Below are 18,530 nucleotides of genomic sequence, written 5' to 3' on the forward strand. Positions count from 1 at the left end.
TCTTTAGCTCCTGCGGAAGTGTCACAGAAAGCGTCACAAATAATAAAAAAGCCAGCATAAGCTGGCTTAATTATTTCGGCAACCAATTGGTTCTATTGGTCGGGGCGGGGAGATTCGAACTCCCGACCCCTTGCACCCCATGCAAGTACGCTACCAGGCTGCGCTACGCCCCGAACTGTTGAATTATAGCAGAGCTCTATACTTTCCTTGAAGCGGTTTTAAGCAATTCACGCAGTTAAGCATGCAGCAGCGAAATAATCTCACGCAGTTCGCGTTTAAACGCATTCACGTTGAAAGCGTTGGAAACATTCTGCGACTTTTCTTCCTGATTCATGGCATGCTGATCCAGGCGGCTACGCGCACCGCTGATGGTGAAACCTTCTTCGTAGAGCAACTGCCGGATACGACGAATAAGCAGTACTTCGTGGTGCTGGTAATAGCGGCGATTGCCACCGCGCTTGACCGGTTTGAGCTGGGTGAATTCCTGCTCCCAGTAACGCAATACATGCGCCTTCACCCCGCACAACTCGCTCACTTCACCTATGGTGAAATAGCGTTTGGCCGGGATGGGCGGTAATTCTGAATTAGCTACGTGATGTTCCATGATAGTTCTTTTCTACCATGCTCTTGAGTTTCTGGCTGGGATGAAAGGTGACCACACGACGCGCCGTGATCGGAATCTCTTCGCCGGTTTTTGGGTTACGTCCGGGACGTTGCGGCTTGTCGCGCAGCTGGAAATTGCCGAAACCGGAAAGCTTCACGCTCTCGCCTTTCTCCAGTTGCATGCGTATCTCCTCGAAGAACGCTTCCACCATATCTTTTGCTTCGCGCTTGTTCAAACCTACTTTTTCAAACAGCAGATCGGCCAGTTCCGCCTTGGTCAATGTCGTCATATTCCCCTCTTACACTCGCAATTGCGCGCCTAGCCGTTGCAACGCTGCAACCAGACGAGCCACATTTTCTTCAATCTCGTTATCAGTCAAAGTTTTTTGAGTATCTTGCAATAACACACGGAATGCAAGGCTTTTTTTGTTTTGTTCCACGCCTTTACCTCGATACACGTCGAACAATGCCAATTCGACCACATTGGGTGCTTTTGCTGCCTGCATCACATCCAATAACGACTGAACGGCCGCATTCTCATCCACCAACACCGCAATATCGCGGCGGACTGGCGGGAAACGTGAAATATCCATTAACTTGGGAACGCTAGCTTGAGTCAGCGCAGCCAGTTCAACTTCGAACCACATCACTGCTTGCGGGAGATCATATTGTTGCTGCCATTGCGGATGCAATTCGCCGACCCAGCCGATGGCTCGCCCATCCAGCAGAATACGCGCCGAACGGCCGGGATGCGACGCAGGATACGGTGCAGCTTGGAAACTCAGACTGCGCGGCGCAAACAAAACCTCGATATCGCCTTTCACGTCGTAAAAATCCACGTTACGTGCAGGCGAGCCCCATTGTTCAGACCAAACGCCGCCGTAGGCCAAACCGGCAAGGCGTTCGTTTTGTGCATATTTACCCGCCTCAGTCGTAAAGCACCCACCGATCTCGAACAAGCGCACTCGAGGTTGTTTACGCGCAAGATTGGTACGCAAGGCGGCGAGCAGTCCGCCCAGCAGACTGCTGCGCATCACGCTCATCTGGCTGGCGATAGGATTTTTCAGGGCGATGGGCGCGGCATTACCACACAGATCACGCTCCCACGCTGCTTCCACAAAGGCGTAGTTGATGGTTTCCTGATAGTCGCGCAATACCATGGTCTGGCGCACCTTGGCCAAGGGACGCTCTGCTTCAATTTGCGGCAAGATGGCCATGCGCGCTTGTATCGGCACCGGCAGGATATTTTCATAGCCGTAAACACGGGCGACTTCTTCGATCAGGTCTTCTTCGATGACAATATCGAAGCGGTAGCTGGGTGGTGTCACACTAAAGTCGCTACCATTTACCTGGGATTGAGATGCCCAGCCCAGCCGTTCCAGTATCGCGAGGATTGCCAATTCATCTAGCGCCACGCCAAGCACGCGTTGTACGCGCGAAGTGCGCAGTTTCACCGGATAACGAACCGGCAACTCGCCCAGCACTTCCGTAACCACTCCTGCCTGACCGCCGCAAATGTCCAGTATCAGTTGCGTGGCGCGATCCAGTGCAGACTGCGTCGCTGCAAAGTCCACTCCGCGCTCGAAACGGTAAGAGGAGTCGGAACTGAAACCAAGACGGCGCGACTTGCCGACGATCGCACTTGGCGCAAAGAAAGCGCTTTCCAGGAAGATATCGGCAGTCGCGTCATCCACTGCGCTTTCCGCGCCGCCCATGATGCCTGCCAGCGCGATCGGTCCCTTGTCATCAGCGATCACCAGCATGTCGTCTTGCAGGTTCACCGTCTGCTCGTTCAGCAACTTCAGGCTTTCACCGGCACGCGCAAAACGCACTTCGATATCGCCATTCAGTTTGTTCAGGTCAAAAGCGTGCAGCGGCTGGCCCAGTTCCAGCAGCACATAATTGGTAACATCCACCAGCGCGCTGATGCTGCGCAGGCCGCAACGCTCCAAGCGCTGTACCATCCATGCGGGAGTGGCAGCTTTTGCATTAACGCCAGTGATCACGCGCCCCGTGTAACGCGGGCAGGCTGCGGGAGCGGACACCTTGATCTTGCGACTATGATTGTCCGTCTGTTTGAAGCTCGTAGCCGGAATTGCTTGCAGCGGTACGCCAGTCAATGCCGCCACTTCGCGCGCGATACCGCGCAGTGACAGGCAATCGCTGCGGTTCGGAGTGAGCTTGAGCGTGATCAGATGATCGTCCAGATCGAGATGTTCGCGGATGCTCTGACCAACAACAGCATCGGCAGCCAGCACCATCAATCCTGCGCTTTCTTCCGCCAGACCCAGTTCCTTTTCCGAGCACATCATGCCAAAAGACGGGATACCACGAACCTTTGCCTGCTTGATCTCGATACCGGGCAGCCTGGCACCAACCAGCGCACAAGGCGCCTTCATGCCGACAGTGACATTCTCGGCGCCGCACACAATATTCAGCGGCTCGGCTTGGCCGACGTCTACCGTCAGTACATTCAGACGATCAGCATCGGGATGTTTGTCTTTAGTCAGCACCTGCCCCACGACGACCTTATCAAAGGCTGGTGCGACGGAAGTCATTTCCTCCACTTCCAGTCCGGCCATGGTCAGCAGATGCGACAACTCCTCGCTCGATAGCGAAGGGTTTACGAAGGTACGCAACCAGGATTCAGAAAATTGCATAATTAGTTAAACTGCTTGCACGTCATTTTAGTTACGGCGTAACGCGGCAATGCCGCATTAGCCTCCACTGAGATGATCTTCAATAATTTTTTCATTATGAAAACTGCTTAAGGAATTGAAGATCATTTTCAAAGAACAGCCTGAGATCATTCACGCCGTAGCGCAGCATGGCCAAGCGCTCTACGCCCATGCCGAAGGCGAAGCCGATGTATTTCTCGCTGTCGATACCGACATGCTTGAGCACGTTCGGGTGCACCATGCCGCAGCCGCCGATCTCCAGCCAGCCGCCCTTCCAGCTCATATCCATCTCGGCTGAGGGCTCGGTGAACGGGAAGAAGGAGGGGCGGAAACGCACTTGCATGTCTTCAGTCTCGAAGTAATTCTGCAGGAAATCGGCAATCACGCCTTTCAGATCGGCGAAACTGACCTTCTCCCCTACCCACAAACCTTCCACCTGATGAAACATAGGGGAATGGGTTGCATCGGAATCCACACGATAGACGCGCCCCGGCGCGATGATGCGGATGTCCGGCATCGTTTCCAGGTGTTTGTAATTCTCCATGTGCGCTTGCATGTAACGGATCTGGATCGGCGAGGTGTGCGTGCGCAACACATGCTGCTCGTCGATGTAGAAAGTGTCATGCATGGCGCGCGCCGGATGGTCGGCAGGAATGTTCAGCGCGGTGAAGTTGTAAAAATCGTTTTCGATCTCCGGACCTTCCGCCACGGCATAACCGATGGAATGGAACAGAGATGCAATACGTTCCAGCGTACGCGTAACCGGATGTAAACCGCCGACACCCGTACCGCGCCCGGGCAAAGTCACGTCCAGCGACTCTGCTGCCAGCTTGGCGTTCAACGCACGATTCTGGATGGCCTCGCGTTGCGCATTCAGTGCCGCCTCGATCTGCTGTTTGACTTGGTTGATGCGCGCACCGGCAGTCGGGCGCTCTTCCGCGGAAAGTTTGCCCAAGCCTTTCAACAGGCCGGTCAGACTGCCTTCCTTGCCGAGATAACGCGCCTTGGCATTTTCCAGCTCTGCCGCATCTTCTATTGCGGCGAAGCTTTGCAGCGCGTCATCGAGAATTTTTTGTAGTTCTTGCATCGTCTAGTCTTGAAACAAAAAAGGAGGCATGACGCCTCCTTTTTTATATAGCGCAATATTTACGCGCCGAGGCTGGCTTTGGCTTGTGCGACGATCTGCGAGAACGCAGGTTTGTCGAACACGGCCAGATCGGCCAGCACCTTGCGATCGATCTCGATCATCGCCTTCTTCAGGCCGTTCATGAACACGCTGTACGCCATTCCCTGCTCGCGTGCAGCCGCATTGATACGGGCAATCCACAAAGTGCGGAACTGGCGCTTGCGTTGACGACGGTCACGGTAAGCATATTGACCAGCCTTCATCACCGCTTCTTTGGCAATACGATAGACGCTATTGCGGCGACCACGATAACCCTTGGCTTTGTCCAGAACTTTCTTATGGCGCGCGCGCGCCGTTACACCACGTTTAACTCTTGGCATTTTTTACTCCTTATGCGTATGGCATCATGGCGCGAACGGACGCCGTGTTGGTTTCGTGGACACCAGTCGAGCCACGCAGTTGACGCTTGTTCTTGGTGGTTTTTTTGGTAAGAATGTGGCGCTTGAACGCTTGACCACGCTTGATGCTGCCACCGGCGCGGACAACAAAGCGTTTCTTCGCTCCGCTCTTGGTTTTCATCTTAGGCATAACGACTCCATTTTATTTGATGACGCCGGGAGGTTCCTGACAGGAACGCTTGAAAACCCGGAACCACTTATCTGGGACTCTTTTTTACTACCACCGCAACGGCAAGTCCCTTGCTCCGTTGCGATACAAAATCATTTTTTCCTCGGACCGATCACCATCACCATCTGACGGCCTTCCATCTTCGGGAATTGCTCCACCATTCCATGTTCATCCAGATCGCCCTTAATGCGCTCAATCAGCTTCATGCCGATCTCCTGGTGCGCCATCTCGCGGCCGCGGAAACGCAAGGTAATCTTGGTTTTATCACCATCAGCCAGGAATTTGATCAGATTGCGCAACTTGATGTTGTAATCGCCTTCGTCCGTACCCGGCCGAAATTTGATCTCTTTGATCTGAACCTGTTTCTGCTTCAGCTTGGCTTCATGCTGCTTTTTGGCTTCCGCATATTTGAATTTGCCGATATCCATGATTCGGCAAACTGGCGGTTCCGCCAAAGGCGCGATCTCTACCAGATCCAGTTCCGCTTCGTCAGCCATACGCAATGCTTCCGCAATTGCCACGACACCAACCTGCTCTCCCTCCGCGCCGATGAGCCGCACTTGTGGTGCTGTTATCTGCTCATTGATACGCTGCGACTTATCTTGTGCTATTGGAAATTCTCCATTAAAAAATTAAACCGCGCTCTCCGCATGCAGTTCGGCTTGCAAGCGCTGAACCAGCGCCTCCACCGACATCTGCCCAAGGTCTTCACCTGTTCGGGATCGCACGGCAACGAGACTTGCAGCCACTTCCTTGTCGCCAATAATTAGCTGGTAAGGCAACTTCTGCAAGCTATGTTCGCGTATTTTATAGGTAATCTTCTCATTGCGCAAATCCGATTGCACACGGAAGCCGGATGCCCGCAGCGTTTCGGCCACTTTCCCGGCATATTCCTCCTGCGCTTGAGAGATATTCATGACCACCATCTGCGTCGGTGCCAGCCACAAAGGCATTGCACCGGCATGGTTTTCGACCAGAATACCGATGAAACGCTCCAACGATCCCAATATGGCGCGGTGCAGCATCACCGGCACCTTGCGACTATTGTCCTCATCCACAAATTCGGCGCCCAAGCGGCCTGGCATGGAAAAGTCCACCTGGATGGTGCCGCACTGCCAGGAACGGCCGATGGCGTCCTTGATGTGGAATTCGATCTTCGGACCGTAGAAAGCGCCCTCTCCCGGCAATTCTACCCAGGTCATGCCGGAGGCACGCAAAGCGGCACGCAAGGCATCTTCGGATTTGTCCCAGATTTCGTCGGAGCCGACACGTCCATCAGGTCGTAACGCCAGCTTTACCGCCACATCGTGAAAGCCGAAGTCCTTGTAAACCTTCAGTACCAGTGCATTGAACGCTGTCACTTCCGACTCGATCTGAGCTTCAGAACAGAAAATGTGACCATCGTCCTGCACAAACCCGCGTACGCGCATCAACCCGTGTAAACCGCCGGACGGCTCGTTGCGGTGACAGGAGCCGAACTCGCCATAGCGCAACGGCAGTTCGCGGTAAGAACGCAGGTCGGCATTGAATACCTGAATGTGGCCGGGGCAATTCATCGGCTTGATCGCGTATTCGTGCTTTTCCGACTCGGTGGTAAACATGCCGGCCTTGAAATGTTCCCAGTGACCGGATTTCTCCCATAGCACGCGGTCAATGATCTGCGGACAGCGGATTTCCTGGTAACCGTTGTCGCGATATACACGGCGCATGTACTGCTCGACCACCTGCCACATCGCCCAGCCTTTGGGATGCCAGAACACCATGCCCGGCGCTTCATCCTGCATGTGGAACAGATCCAGTTGCTTGCCGAGTTTGCGATGGTCGCGCTTCTCCGCCTCTTCCAGCCGGGTCAGGTAGGCGTCGAGATCTTCCTTCTTCGCCCAGGCCGTGCCGTAGATGCGTTGCAGCATCTCGTTCCTGGAGTCGCCGCGCCAATAGGCGCCAGCCACCTTCATGAGTTTGAATGCCTTCAGTTTGCCGGTCGATGGCACGTGCGGACCGCGGCACAAGTCGGTGAATTCTCCTTCGCTGTAAAGCGAAACATCCTGATCGGCAGGAATGGACTCGATCAACTCGGCCTTGTATTTCTCGCCGATGGATTTGAAATAAGCCACAGCCTCGTCGCGAGGCAACACTTTGCGTGTCACCGGCAGATCCTTCTTTGCCAGCTCCGCCATGCGTTTTTCGATGGCTGCCAAATCTTCCGGCGTGAAAGGGCGAGAATAGGCAAAGTCGTAATAGAAACCGTTCTCGATCATCGGGCCGATAGTCACCTGCGCCTCGGGGAACAACTCCTTCACCGCATACGCCAGCAAGTGCGCCGTGGAGTGGCGGATCAGATCGACGCCGTCCTCATCCTTGTCGGTAATGATGGACAGCTTGGCATCGCCGGAAATCAGGTGCGAAGTATCCACCAGCAACCCGTCCACCTTGCCAGCCAGAGCCGCACGCGCCAAACCGGCACCGATGCTCTGCGCGACCTCGGCCACGGTCACGGGGTTGGGATAACTGCGTTGCGAACCATCCGGTAGGGTAATGACAGGCATTTTATTCACTTTGCTAAAAACAAATGCGGCGACTGCCGCACTTTCAAATTTTGGCAGGCTGTTGAAAAACGTCGCGAGGATGGTCAGATGCAAGGCGCACGGCACGTAGCGACCGAGACATACCTTTTAGGTAGGCGAGGAAGCGAGTACCGCGCAACGCCGCAGATGACCACCGCAGTAGTTTTACAACAGCCTGTAGGCGCACCATGCGCCAAACGGGCGCGAAGTATAGCGCAACTCACTCCAACATGCCGAGGTAGGCTATCAAGGCATCCAGCGTGAACACGAACAGCAGGCTTTGCAGCACGGCCTTGATGGCGACCTTGGGCACTTCGGTCACCGAAGGCTGGGCTTGCATGCCGTTGTAGCAGGAGATGGTGGAGATGGCCAAACCGAACAGGCAACCTTTGACGCCGACTACGACGAATTCGGAGAGTTTGACTGTTTGCAGGAATCGCCCGACCTGATCAAGGTAAGACACATTCTGAAACATGGCACTGATCGCCAGTCCGCCGCCGATGGCGACAACCTGAAAATAAATGGTGAGGGCCAGTACGGCCAGCGTCACACCGGCGATACGCGGCACCAGCAGGTAATCCTGCGGCGGAATGCCCATGCGGATCAGGCTGGTCATCTCGTGGCGCGTCTTCATCAGCGCCAGTTCGGAGGCGATGGCGGCGCTGCTGCGGGCGATGATGATGATGGCGGCAAACAAGGGGCCGACTTCGCGCACCACGGTCCAGATCAATATCTTCACTGTCAGTTCGCTGTCCCCGCCGACCAGCGAGGTAATCTGGGTGATGACCAGTGCGCCGCTCAGCAGCCCGAACACGGCAACGATGCGCAATGCCTCAACGCCCGTGAAAAATATCTGGCGGTAAAACACTGCGTTCACGGGGGCGATGCGCAATACACGCAGATGCGTAAAGGCATACCAAAGCAGTTGTGAAGCACCAGCCACAGTCTGGCGCATCCGCGTCATCTTCAGCCAGGCGAAAAATTTCGGCCAGAATGCAAACATCAGATTGCGGCCAGCAACGGAGGGGTCCAGCCGTACACATGGAACGAAGCATCATTTACCGCATGCTCCCCGCAGTCGATCAAATCGCCCGAATTCTCCACCGCTTTTGCCACAGAGTCAGAACACACCACGGGATATTTCAAAGTCTTGGTCAGCCTTTCCAGCCCGGCGGTCAGGCTCACTGCTTTGCCGATAGCCGTGTATTCATGCCGCAACTCTGAACCGATGTGCCCGATGATCGCCTCCCCTGCGTGCAGTGCAATTCCGATCTCGATAGGTGCGATATCTTGCTCCTGCAAGCGCGCATTGATATGACGCAGGCGCAGCAGCATTTCCTGCGCCGCTTCGAGCGCATTCTTCTCCGGACATTCCAGTGCCTGCGGTGCGCCAAAGAAGGCCATGATTCCGCCTCCGACGAACTTGTCCACCGTGCCTTTATACTGGTGGATGGCCACAGTCATCTCGGAAAAATAGTCGTTGAGCAATGACACTACTTCTTGCGGCAGACATTTCTCACTGCGCTCACTGAAATCGTGAATATCCGCGAACAGGATGCATACCCGGATACGTGCGCCGACCAGTCCGGATCGGATATTGCCAGCCATGATCTCATGCAGTACGTCCTGGCTGACGTAGCTGCCAAATGTGCCGCGCAGCCATTTGCGTTGTCGCAGTTGCAACACACCCTCAAAAGCCAAACGTGCCAGAAAGGAAAACAGGCCGGAAAGCAGGATGCCCCCTATCGGCAGGTACGTACCCTGCTCCATTAGCCATGTTGAAACGGATACTAGCAATAGCGGGAAAGCGGCCACAGCAACAAGTTTTAACCAGCCTGTGCGTCCCAGCCAGAATAAGGCTGCAAGCAGCGTCAATGCCAATACTGCATAGTCGTTCGTTTCGCGTATCATGCCGCCGCCCAGCATCGAGCGCAGCATTTGCGCTTGCATCAGTACGGCGGGGATGCGATGCCGGGACGGGTCCCAGGCGGCCAGCGGGACAGGCGAATTCACTCGTTCGCCCAGCGGCGACACCACGCCCAGCAGCACAGGTTTGCCGCCGAAAATCCCGGTCAGTTGCTCCGCATTGCCTTGTACCTGCCATTCCAGTACTTTGGCAAAAGGGATGTACTCAAACGGCTGTCCTGCCCCGAAATCCACCAGCCCCGTGCCCGGTTTTGCATTGCCCAGATGCTCGGCCATTTTCTCGACCAGCATGGAGCCGTGCGCATTCACCGTACACCGGTTGGGATCGAAGTGACGCACTACGCCATCATCGTCCGGGCAAACCATCACCGACGCCAGCGTGTTGCCCCCTGAAGCTGCAACGACTGGCTCATACACTTTGCGGAACTCCCCGTTGACTTCCACCGTCTGCGCCAGCACCAACGGCGTCTGTGCCCGGGCGGTCTGCAGGCCTTGCAGCAGGCTTTGATCGTATTGCGGAATCAGAAACTCATATGAGCGCTCGGGCAACACGATATCCAGACCGACCACGGCGGGTTTGGCGATCGCCATCGCTTGCAGGAATTTGCCCAGATAAGGATGCCACAAGGCTAAAGGTTCATTGAACGTTTTATACGATTCCTCGTCGATGCCGACGATAACGACATCATTTGTCACCGGATGTGCTTCGTAACGATGCAGGAAACCGAATTGATCGTCCAGCACGCTACGGCTCAGTGCCTTGCCCGCCTGGGAAATATCCAGTAGCAATGCCGTCAACAGGCAGATACACAAGCCCAGCAGCAGCCTGATTTTCGGATCGTTCAGCCGCGTCAGCGCTTCCATCACGCCCTCACTTCAACGCAGTTGCCGCAATGCGTGCCGCCCTGTCACGGCACTGCGCGGCTTGTTCGGCATGACCCAGCTTTTCGTGTGCCTGCGCCGACAACAGCAGATCCTGGCGTATCTTTTCCGGCAAGCCCAGCAACTTGTCGATGGCCAGCGCTTCTTCCGACAGGCGCAGTGCGGTGTCGTACTCGCCCTTCATAAGCCTGGCAGAAGCCGTCAGGCGCAAGGAGTTGGCGTATTCCAATTGCGAACTGCCTTTATTTTCCGAGGTGGCATGCTCGCTCCATTGCAGGGCTTTATCCGCATCGTTCGCTCGCAATGCGATGCCGGCTCGCGCGTTGTCTATCACGCCGGCAAGCGTGCAATCCGGCCCGCAATACCCGGCAGATTTTTCCACCCAGGCCGTGGCGCCGGCCACATCGTTCTCCTGCAAGCGCAACAGGGACTTTTGCACTGCCGCAGCGGCAAGCTGCGCAGGCGGATAGCGGAGTGCCTTGTCTTCCAGCAGACTGTCCAGGTAGCGTTCAGCCAGTGCGGGATTGCCCAGAACCTGATACACCCTGGCGAGATTGAGCATATTGATGGCGATGCCGTTCACGTTCTCGATCGCGACATCCAACTGCAGCGCGTTCCCGTACAGGTCGGCTGCGGATTGATACTCGCCGCGCAGGAATGCGCGCTGCGCCCGCTGGTTGAATTCCGTAGCCCGTTCCTGCCGTGCACTGCGCATTTCTTCCACATGGCTGCAGGCAGACAGCAGCACAAGGCAGCACAGGATCGCAATGTGTGAGCGGAAGCCCATTCTCGTTCCCCTCACGGCTGCCTCGGCGCAACGTAGCCGTCAACCGGAAGCATCTGCTCTTCCGGTTTGGAGAACATGCCATTGAACAGCCAGGACTTCTTCACGCCCCCCAGAGTCTCCTGTCCGTCCTGAACCAGGGAATTGGTATTGCGCACCAGTGCAGGAATCTCTGCGGCTGATTCATTGGTGATTTTCTTGATGTCTGCCGTGGCCGACTGAACATTGCTCAGGGTCGTATCGGCTTTGTCCACCAGCTTGGGAATTCCCTTATCCAGAGTTTCCAGATTTGAATTGACGCGATCCAATGCCTTGTCGATCTTTACGTACGCCCCTTCCAGCTTCTTGTTACTGCTTGCGCCAAGTTGCGTGAATTGATTCACGGTCTCCCGAAAACTTCCCGAAGCCTGGTTCAGGTTCTTCAGTGTTTGCTGGACGTCGCCATTCGGATTGTTGACGGAAGAAGTGATCTGGTGAACGTCGCTCAGGATAGGCTGCAACTGCGCCGCCAGCGTTTCGACGACGGTACTGGCATCTTGTCCCCGTTCGAATGCCAGCACGCTATTTTGCGTCACCTGTTTCACCTGCTGCGAGCCGGGAATGATCTCCACCACGCTCTCGCCGACCAGCGCTTCCTTGATGAGTCTGGCCTTGGCATCCTGCCCGATCAGGTGCACGTATTCGTTATCCAGCGCCACCTTGACCTGCACTGTCGCGTTGGGCTGCATGCTCACATCCTGCACGCTGCCGACCTTGAAGCCGATGAACTTGACCGCCATGCCCTTGCTCAAACCCTGTGCGTTGGGAGTGAAAAAGTAGATCGAGGTACTGCGATGGAAATAATCCTGCCTGGACGCGATCATGGCCAGCACGAGCAGCATGACGCCGATTGCACCCAGCATGAATTGCCTGGTGCGCTTTTCGATGTTCTGCAATCTCAAATTGTAGGTGGCTAGCTTCATCCCGGAATTTTGGTTATAGATGAATCACAAGCTGCTTCGGATCGTCCTTGTCGCTGTATTCCTCGAAGCTTACCAGCGCCGACGTACGGAATGGGAAGTATAAACGGAATACCTTGTCGAATTTGACCACGCGCGCCAATTCCTTGCGCGACAGCCCCTCGTTCATGGAATCGTAAATAATCAGCTCCGGACTCATCAACATGGCTCGCACGAAACCGACCAGCCTCTTTTCGTATAACGACAATTGATCGGGCAGTTTAAGCAGCAGTTCGGACACGGCACTTTCGTCTAGCGCACCACACTGGACAAGCAACCGGGCCACGTGGTCTTCAAGTTTTCCGGCGACTTCGATGCCATGATACTGCACCGGCAGGGTGATGTTTTCCCATACCCGCAGATTGCTGATCAAACCGCCGTTGTGCGGCACGATGACCACACCGGACTGATCGCCCAGATTTTGAAGTAGCGCAGAGCGCTGGGATTCGGAACGGACGACAAGACAGTATGAATAGCCTGCTTGCAGCAGGGCCTGGGTACCTTCTTCTCCATGCAGACTGAGTGTAAACACGGGTTTCTCGAAATGCGTTTGTTATTGAATAGCTCGCGCAAACAGGCGTACTCGCCTGATACTGCAATTCGTGATGTCGTTTGTTACTCCCAATGTTACCCCCGTCAATGTTTTACTGTTGCGATGAAGGCGCAACTATACACTGCCGATAAAACGAGTCGCTTCTTTGGCTGGCGGCGAACTGACCTGCTTCGCCAATTATGTCAAGGTACAGATTGGAGATATCGTCTTTATTGAGATAAGCCCAAATCGCTTTAATAGAAGTTTGATATGGTTGTCACTCTCGAATAACTGCCATAATTCGTCCTTGAGTTTGTCGGCTACGACGAATATTCGTTCGTCAGCATAACACTTTGATTAATATAAGATGATTGCTATACCACTTGCGGATTTAAAATCCGTCGCTGCAAAATCGCCATACCGCTTCAATTTCAATTCAGGTTTAGAGTATTAAGCTGATGTCGAGCAAACTTAACCCCACGCAACGCGAAGCAATCAAATATCTGGATGGTCCCCTCCTGGTGCTGGCCGGGGCCGGCAGCGGCAAGACGCGTGTCATCACGCACAAGCTTGCTTATCTCATCGAAGATTGCGGCTATTCGCCGCGCAACGTGGCCGCCATCACTTTCACCAACAAAGCCGCAAACGAAATGCGCGAGCGCGTCGGAAAGCTGTTGAGCGGACGCGATGCCAAGGGTATGACCATCAGCACCTTCCATGCGCTAGGCATGCAGATCCTGCGCGAGGATGGGCCGCTACTCGGCTACAAGAAGCAATTCTCCATATTCGATAGCGCCGATACGGGAAAGATCATCAGCGAACTGCTGGGCAGTCCGGACAAACAGGAGATTCGCACCGCGCAAAGCGTGATGTCGAACTGGAAGGCTGCCTTCCTCACGCCGCAGCAAGCGGAAAGTCAGGCCGAAAACGAAGAACAACAACGCATCGCCCTGCTCTATGCGCGCTACCAGGAAACGTTACGCGCTTATCAGTCGGTGGACTTCGACGACCTCATCCGACTGCCGGTGGAACTGTTCAAGGCAAATGCAGAAGCACTCCAGCGCTGGCAGCAGCGCTTCCGCTACCTGCTCATCGACGAATACCAGGACACCAACGATTGCCAGTACCAGATGATGAAGCTGCTGGCGGGCGACCGGGCCGCCATCACCGCGGTGGGTGACGATGACCAGGCCATCTATGCCTGGCGCGGCGCGAGCACGGCCAATCTGCACAACTTGCAGAAAGACTATCCCACCCTGCGCGTCATCAAGCTGGAGCAGAACTACCGCTCTTCGCAGCGCATCCTGCAAAGCGCCAACCACCTCATCAAGAACAACACCAAGCTGTTCGAGAAGAACCTGTGGAGCGAACATGGTCCCGGCGATCCGGTGCGCGTGTTCGCGGCAAAAGATGAAGAAAATGAAGCGGAATCCGTGGTGCTGCGTCTGTTGGCGCACAAGTTCGAGAACCGTACCCGCTTCGCCGATTACGCCATCCTCTATCGCAGCAACCATCTGTCGCGCGTGTTTGAGGAGCAGCTGCGCACCCACAAAGTGCCTTACACCGTCAGCGGCGGCACCTCGTTTTTCGACCATGCCGAGATCAAGGATCTTACCGCCTACCTGCGCCTGATTGCCAATCCCGACGATGATCCCGCCTTCATCCGTGCGATCACGACACCCAAGCGCGGCATTGGCAACAGCACACTGGAAAAATTGGCGACACATGCCGGCTCGCGCAACATCAGCCTGTTCGAGGCGGCGTTTGACGGCGAAATGGCACATCATCTGCAGTCGCGCCAACATGAAGATCTGCTCACCTTCTGCAACTTCATCAATCGTATGCAGGCTCGAGCCGAAAAAGAACCATGCAGCGAAGTGTTGAATGACCTGCTCTCCGCCATCGACTACGAAGCCTGGTTATTTGACAGCCACGAACCGCGTCAGGCGGAAAATAAATGGAACAACGTGCAGGATTTCACCGGCTGGATGAATCGCAAATCCGAAACAGACGAAAAGACCATGATTGCAATGACGCAGTTGATTGCGCTGCTCAACCTGCTCGAATCGCGCGACCAGGAAACCGATGCCGTATCGCTTTCCACACTGCACGCTGCCAAGGGACTGGAGTTCGGTCACGTATTCCTGGTCGGCGTGGAAGAGAACATCCTGCCGCACGAGCGCAGCGAATCGCCGGAGCAGATCGAGGAAGAACGCCGTCTGATGTATGTCGGCATCACCCGCGCCCAGCGCTCGCTGCAGATCAGTTACTGTACCCGACGCAAACGCGGCAAGGAATTTTCCGGCTGCGATCCCAGCCGCTTTATCGCCGAACTGCCGCAGGCGGACATCGTTTATTCCGGGGTCGCGACGGTGGGTAACGCGCCTGCGGTCACCAAGGATGAAGGAATGGACAAGTTGGCACGGCTGAAGGCAATGTTGAAATGAATATGTCCTGAGCCACAGCCCGTGGCCGTACTTCGTTCATTGCACCTAGTGCAAATGATGCAGATCCAGTTTGCGCAGTCTGGGTGCCATAAAAGCGGTAGTCGACACGACAACCAGCGTCATGGTTCCGCCAAAGATGACTGATGGAACCAGTCCCATCAGCCGTGCAGCGAGGCCGGACTCGAACGCACCCAGCTCGTTGGATGAACCGATGAATATCCCGTTGATGGAAGCGACGCGGCCGCGCATCGTATCCGGCGTTGCCAGCTGCATGATGGTGGTGCGCATGACCACCGACACGCCATCGCAAATACCGGACAGCATCAGCAACAGCGCAGCAAGCCAGAAATAGTTACTCATGGCGAATGCAATGATGCAGACGCCAAACCCCGCCACTGCCGCAAGCAGCCAGCGCCCGGCATGTTTATTGATGGGATGCCTTGCGAGGAAGATGCCTATCATGATGGCTCCGACAGCGGGAGCGGCACGCAGGATGCCCAAACCTTCGGGACCGTAGTGGAAAATCTCCTGCACGAAAGCCGGCAACATGGCGACCGCACCGCCAAACAGCACCGCGAACATGTCCAGCGCCTGCGCTCCCAGGATGATCTGGTTGCCGAACACAAAGCGCAACCCTTCTCCTATGCTGGAAAATATGGGGGACGCTTTTGCGGGAGGCGGCTCCTCGATGCGCAAAGACAGCAACGTCAGGGCCGCACTCATGGCCAGGACCGCAGACACTGCATACGCACTCGTCAGGCTGGCCCAGGCGACCAATGCCCCGCCGAGCGCCGGTCCTGCGACCAATCCCAACTGGAAGATCGAGCTTCCGACCCCGGCAGCGCGCGCATATTGATCGCGCGGCAATGCCAGCGCGAACAGCGAGTTGTAAGAAGGACTGATGAACGCGCGCGCCACTCCGCCGCAGGCAATTGAGCCATAAATCCACAGCACAGGGTCCTTCAACGTCATAAAGGTAGTGGCTACCAGCACCAACGCGTTCACGCTCGTCAACAGGCCGGCCATCACGCCGAACTTGCGCCGCGAATGATGATCGATCGCATAACCGGCAAATAGCGCGCAACTGAAATACGGGATTACTTCGGCCAGGCCGATAAGCCCGAGCGCCAGCGTATCGTGCGTCAGTTCATAGATGTGCCATCCGACCACGACCGCGATGATTTGGTAGGCGAGAACAATTTGAATCCGAAAAGCCAGTAGCTTGAGAAAAGCGGGATTGCGCAAGGGGTGCATCGGGGATGGGGGAAAAGATTGTGGCATAGTTCAGCAGATGTCCTCGTTATCCAGCAAAGGATTCAAGTATCGGCCGACCTTTGCCTGTTGGATAGCGTTCACGCTGCAAAATGTGGCGGGCTTAAATCTATTTCCCGTTCGTCATATGCTTATATATCGCTTCCGCGGTCTGCTCCAGAAGCGCAACATCCAGCACGCCGATGCATTGTTCCGCGACTTCGATGCCGTCCAGCACGCTGGAGCGTTCGGCTTCTGTTATCTCCCATATGCCGGTCGAATCCCCCCGTCTGCGCACCTCGATCAATGTCAGGATGGCGGCATCCAGGGTTTCGATGGCATTGACGATCCGGGTATTCTTGTTCTCGAGAGCGGTGCGGACGACCGAGATTGCCGTCGCCAGGCGTGAGAATGCAATGACGGTGAAACGTCCTTCGCATGCAGCTTCGTAAGGCAGGTGCATGTCCATCGCGTAGATGTCTTTCAGACCTTGCGTGACCGGAACCCGCAAAGGCGGACGTTTCTTGCTCATTCTGTACAAACCTTCCAGATAATTTTTTTGCTTTACGGACTTTCCTGTCTAGCTGCAGGAAAATATCAGACAAGTGCGGCATTCAATTCAGTGCCAGAATTCCTTTTGTGCCGCGTATCTTTCCCAGGCTTTGCGGAACTCTGCGATGCGTTCGGCGTAGTCGTGTTCCATCCATCCGCGCACAAGCATGAGTGTATCGTGCCGAGCGGCATTATCCAACTCCGCCAGCAAGCGGTGTGCCACGGCAATGTCATTCAGGACACCCAGGATATCCTGCAATTCGGTCAATACCGTCAAGTAGTTGCCCGACTTTGAACCGGGAAACAAGGCACCGAACATATCGATGCTGTACCGGAGTTTTTTGCAGGCAATGCGCAAAGCATGAAGTTGTGCGGGGTCTTCGCCAAGCAAGCCCTTGCCGTGCACAAGGACTTGTTTGCTGCGCTTATCCAGGATACGTGTCGCGAATTTTTCCAGCGTAGCTTCGGACTCGGCCGACTGCAGACCATGCATCCACGCGCCAAAGCGCAGCAGCAAGCGTTGAAAATCCTGTGAGGCGAGGCTGCCTTCCATTCCGGCATGCTGGTGTTTGCGCATCCGATCAGCCGCATTGAGGACTTCCCGCAGCCCGTCATGATCAGGCAATCGGGCAAGGATCGGTACCAGCGTTTGAGTGACGAACACATCCCATTCACGCGCACGTCCCAGTTCCACACATAGTCTCGCCATCTGCAGACGCAGAGCCGCCAATTCGGCGTCATCGGGACGATGTCGCTGGGCGATGGCGAGCACCACGCGCAGACGTCGCAGCCCGACACGGACCTGATGCAGATACTCCTCGTCCAGTTTAAGCAACGCACCCGGCACGTTGGACTGCACATGAGACAGGAATGCGCTTATCAGACTTTGAAGGGCAACAGTGACCGGTTGAAGTTTTTTCAGGGCCGGAAACCTGACCTTGCTTACCGACGGCTTTGCTCCGGAAAACAGCAAATACCCGTATTCTGCCTTGCTGGTATGTTCGACATCCATCGGTACAATATTGAGCAGGGCCAGCGCCAGTTTGAACAGTTGCTGTGGAGATCCGGATTTCAGCTCGAGTTCCAGTTCCGAGATCGGGCCGGTTGACTGTCCGGCACGTATCTCGCCGCTGTCCATGCACAGCTCTATCTCGGCTCCTTCGAATTCCAGCATGCGCACGTTGCGCGAGAATTCGGTGACGAAAACAGGCTGCAGCCGATTGCGCACGCCGTGCGGCAGCTGACCGCCGCCGGCTTTGAGCAGGGCAAAATCCAGTTGTTCGGACGGGACCGGGGTTTCCCATTCGTTGCGCTGATGCAGGCCCGCGCTGACCTCTCCGCCGCCCTTCAGCGTCTGCACGAATTGCTTGCCTGCCCGTCGCAGCCGCAAAGCCATCGCCTGGCGGCGCAATTCAAGGTCTGCGGTATCGTAATAGATACTGTAGAGCTTGAGCGTGCGGGCGCGGCTGGCAGATAGAGAGCGAAGAAATGGATGCCGCTTGAGCCTGATCAGATTTTCAGGCGCAATGTGCAGCTTGAGTTCGGTTTCGATCGCCACAA

At 55.5% G+C, this 18,530-nt stretch carries 17 protein-coding genes and 1 tRNA gene; 1 reads left to right on the plus strand and 17 read right to left on the minus strand.

The window, feature by feature from the left end; genetic code table 11:
- Positions 1-96: 96 nt before the first annotated feature.
- The 14 genes from QOY30_RS08790 to QOY30_RS08855 form a co-directional block, all read right to left on the minus strand.
- Positions 97-173 (minus strand) — tRNA-Pro (locus QOY30_RS08790).
- A gap of 62 nt (positions 174-235) precedes the next feature.
- Positions 236-604 (minus strand): MerR family transcriptional regulator, encoded by a 369-nt coding sequence (locus QOY30_RS08795; protein WP_283744245.1) that lies wholly within the window; start codon positions 602-604, stop codon positions 236-238.
- Positions 585-893 (minus strand): integration host factor subunit alpha, encoded by a 309-nt coding sequence (locus tag QOY30_RS08800; protein ID WP_283744246.1) that lies wholly within the window; start codon positions 891-893, stop codon positions 585-587. The genes QOY30_RS08795 and QOY30_RS08800 overlap by 20 nt, the downstream gene beginning before the upstream one ends.
- Positions 894-902: 9 nt before the next feature.
- Entirely contained in the window at positions 903-3,263 is a 2,361-nt protein-coding gene (gene pheT, locus QOY30_RS08805; protein ID WP_283744247.1) for a phenylalanine--tRNA ligase subunit beta, read from the minus strand.
- A 94-nt stretch (positions 3,264-3,357) separates the two neighbouring features.
- Positions 3,358-4,368 (minus strand): phenylalanine--tRNA ligase subunit alpha, encoded by a 1,011-nt coding sequence (gene pheS / locus QOY30_RS08810; RefSeq protein ID WP_283744248.1) that lies wholly within the window; start codon positions 4,366-4,368, stop codon positions 3,358-3,360.
- A 59-nt stretch (positions 4,369-4,427) separates the two neighbouring features.
- A complete protein-coding gene (gene rplT, locus QOY30_RS08815; RefSeq protein ID WP_283744249.1) occupies positions 4,428-4,787 on the minus strand; it encodes a 50S ribosomal protein L20 in 360 nt (119 codons plus the stop codon).
- 10 nt (positions 4,788-4,797) lie between these two features.
- Positions 4,798-4,995: a 50S ribosomal protein L35 gene (rpmI, locus tag QOY30_RS08820; protein ID WP_283744250.1), complete on the minus strand. Its 198-nt coding sequence runs from the start codon at positions 4,993-4,995 to the stop codon at positions 4,798-4,800.
- A gap of 131 nt (positions 4,996-5,126) precedes the next feature.
- Positions 5,127-5,645 carry a translation initiation factor IF-3 gene (gene infC, locus QOY30_RS08825; RefSeq protein WP_283746050.1) on the minus strand — a complete coding sequence of 173 codons (519 nt, stop codon included), beginning with the start codon at positions 5,643-5,645 and terminating at the stop codon, positions 5,127-5,129.
- Positions 5,646-5,666: 21 nt separating this feature from the next.
- Complete coding sequence (thrS, locus tag QOY30_RS08830) at positions 5,667-7,580, minus strand: threonine--tRNA ligase (RefSeq protein WP_283744251.1); 1,914 nt, start codon at positions 7,578-7,580, stop codon at positions 5,667-5,669.
- Between the two features lie 238 nt (positions 7,581-7,818).
- Positions 7,819-8,601, minus strand: coding sequence for an ABC transporter permease (locus QOY30_RS08835; protein WP_283744252.1), 783 nt, complete (start codon positions 8,599-8,601; stop codon positions 7,819-7,821).
- On the minus strand, positions 8,601-10,388 hold the full coding sequence (locus QOY30_RS08840; RefSeq protein ID WP_283744253.1) for an adenylate/guanylate cyclase domain-containing protein: 1,788 nt from the start codon (positions 10,386-10,388) through the stop codon (positions 8,601-8,603). The genes QOY30_RS08835 and QOY30_RS08840 overlap by 1 nt, the downstream gene beginning before the upstream one ends.
- A gap of 7 nt (positions 10,389-10,395) precedes the next feature.
- On the minus strand, positions 10,396-11,193 hold the full coding sequence (locus tag QOY30_RS08845; RefSeq protein WP_283744254.1) for a tetratricopeptide repeat protein: 798 nt from the start codon (positions 11,191-11,193) through the stop codon (positions 10,396-10,398).
- 11 nt (positions 11,194-11,204) lie between these two features.
- Positions 11,205-12,152, minus strand: coding sequence for an MlaD family protein (locus tag QOY30_RS08850; protein ID WP_283744255.1), 948 nt, complete (start codon positions 12,150-12,152; stop codon positions 11,205-11,207).
- A 13-nt stretch (positions 12,153-12,165) separates the two neighbouring features.
- Positions 12,166-12,720, minus strand: coding sequence for a hypothetical protein (locus QOY30_RS08855; protein ID WP_283744256.1), 555 nt, complete (start codon positions 12,718-12,720; stop codon positions 12,166-12,168).
- A gap of 458 nt (positions 12,721-13,178) precedes the next feature.
- Between QOY30_RS08855 and QOY30_RS08860 the strand changes: the two genes are divergently transcribed.
- Positions 13,179-15,167: a UvrD-helicase domain-containing protein gene (locus QOY30_RS08860; protein ID WP_283744257.1), complete on the plus strand. Its 1,989-nt coding sequence runs from the start codon at positions 13,179-13,181 to the stop codon at positions 15,165-15,167.
- A 45-nt stretch (positions 15,168-15,212) separates the two neighbouring features.
- Here QOY30_RS08860 and QOY30_RS08865 read toward each other — a convergent pair whose 3' ends face one another.
- From QOY30_RS08865 to QOY30_RS08875, 3 genes are all read right to left on the minus strand, one after another.
- Positions 15,213-16,448, minus strand: coding sequence for an MFS transporter (locus QOY30_RS08865; protein WP_283744258.1), 1,236 nt, complete (start codon positions 16,446-16,448; stop codon positions 15,213-15,215).
- Positions 16,449-16,548: 100 nt separating this feature from the next.
- Positions 16,549-16,950 (minus strand): hypothetical protein, encoded by a 402-nt coding sequence (locus tag QOY30_RS08870; protein WP_283744259.1) that lies wholly within the window; start codon positions 16,948-16,950, stop codon positions 16,549-16,551.
- An 87-nt stretch (positions 16,951-17,037) separates the two neighbouring features.
- The gene (locus QOY30_RS08875; protein ID WP_283744260.1) at positions 17,038-18,528 is read right to left on the minus strand and encodes a CYTH and CHAD domain-containing protein; all 1,491 of its coding nucleotides are present in this window, start codon (positions 18,526-18,528) and stop codon (positions 17,038-17,040) included.
- Between the last annotated feature and the right edge of the window lie 2 nt (positions 18,529-18,530).

Source organism: Sideroxydans sp. CL21 (assembly GCF_902459525.1).
In the GTDB taxonomy this organism is placed as follows: Bacteria; Pseudomonadota; Gammaproteobacteria; order Burkholderiales; family Gallionellaceae; genus Sideroxyarcus.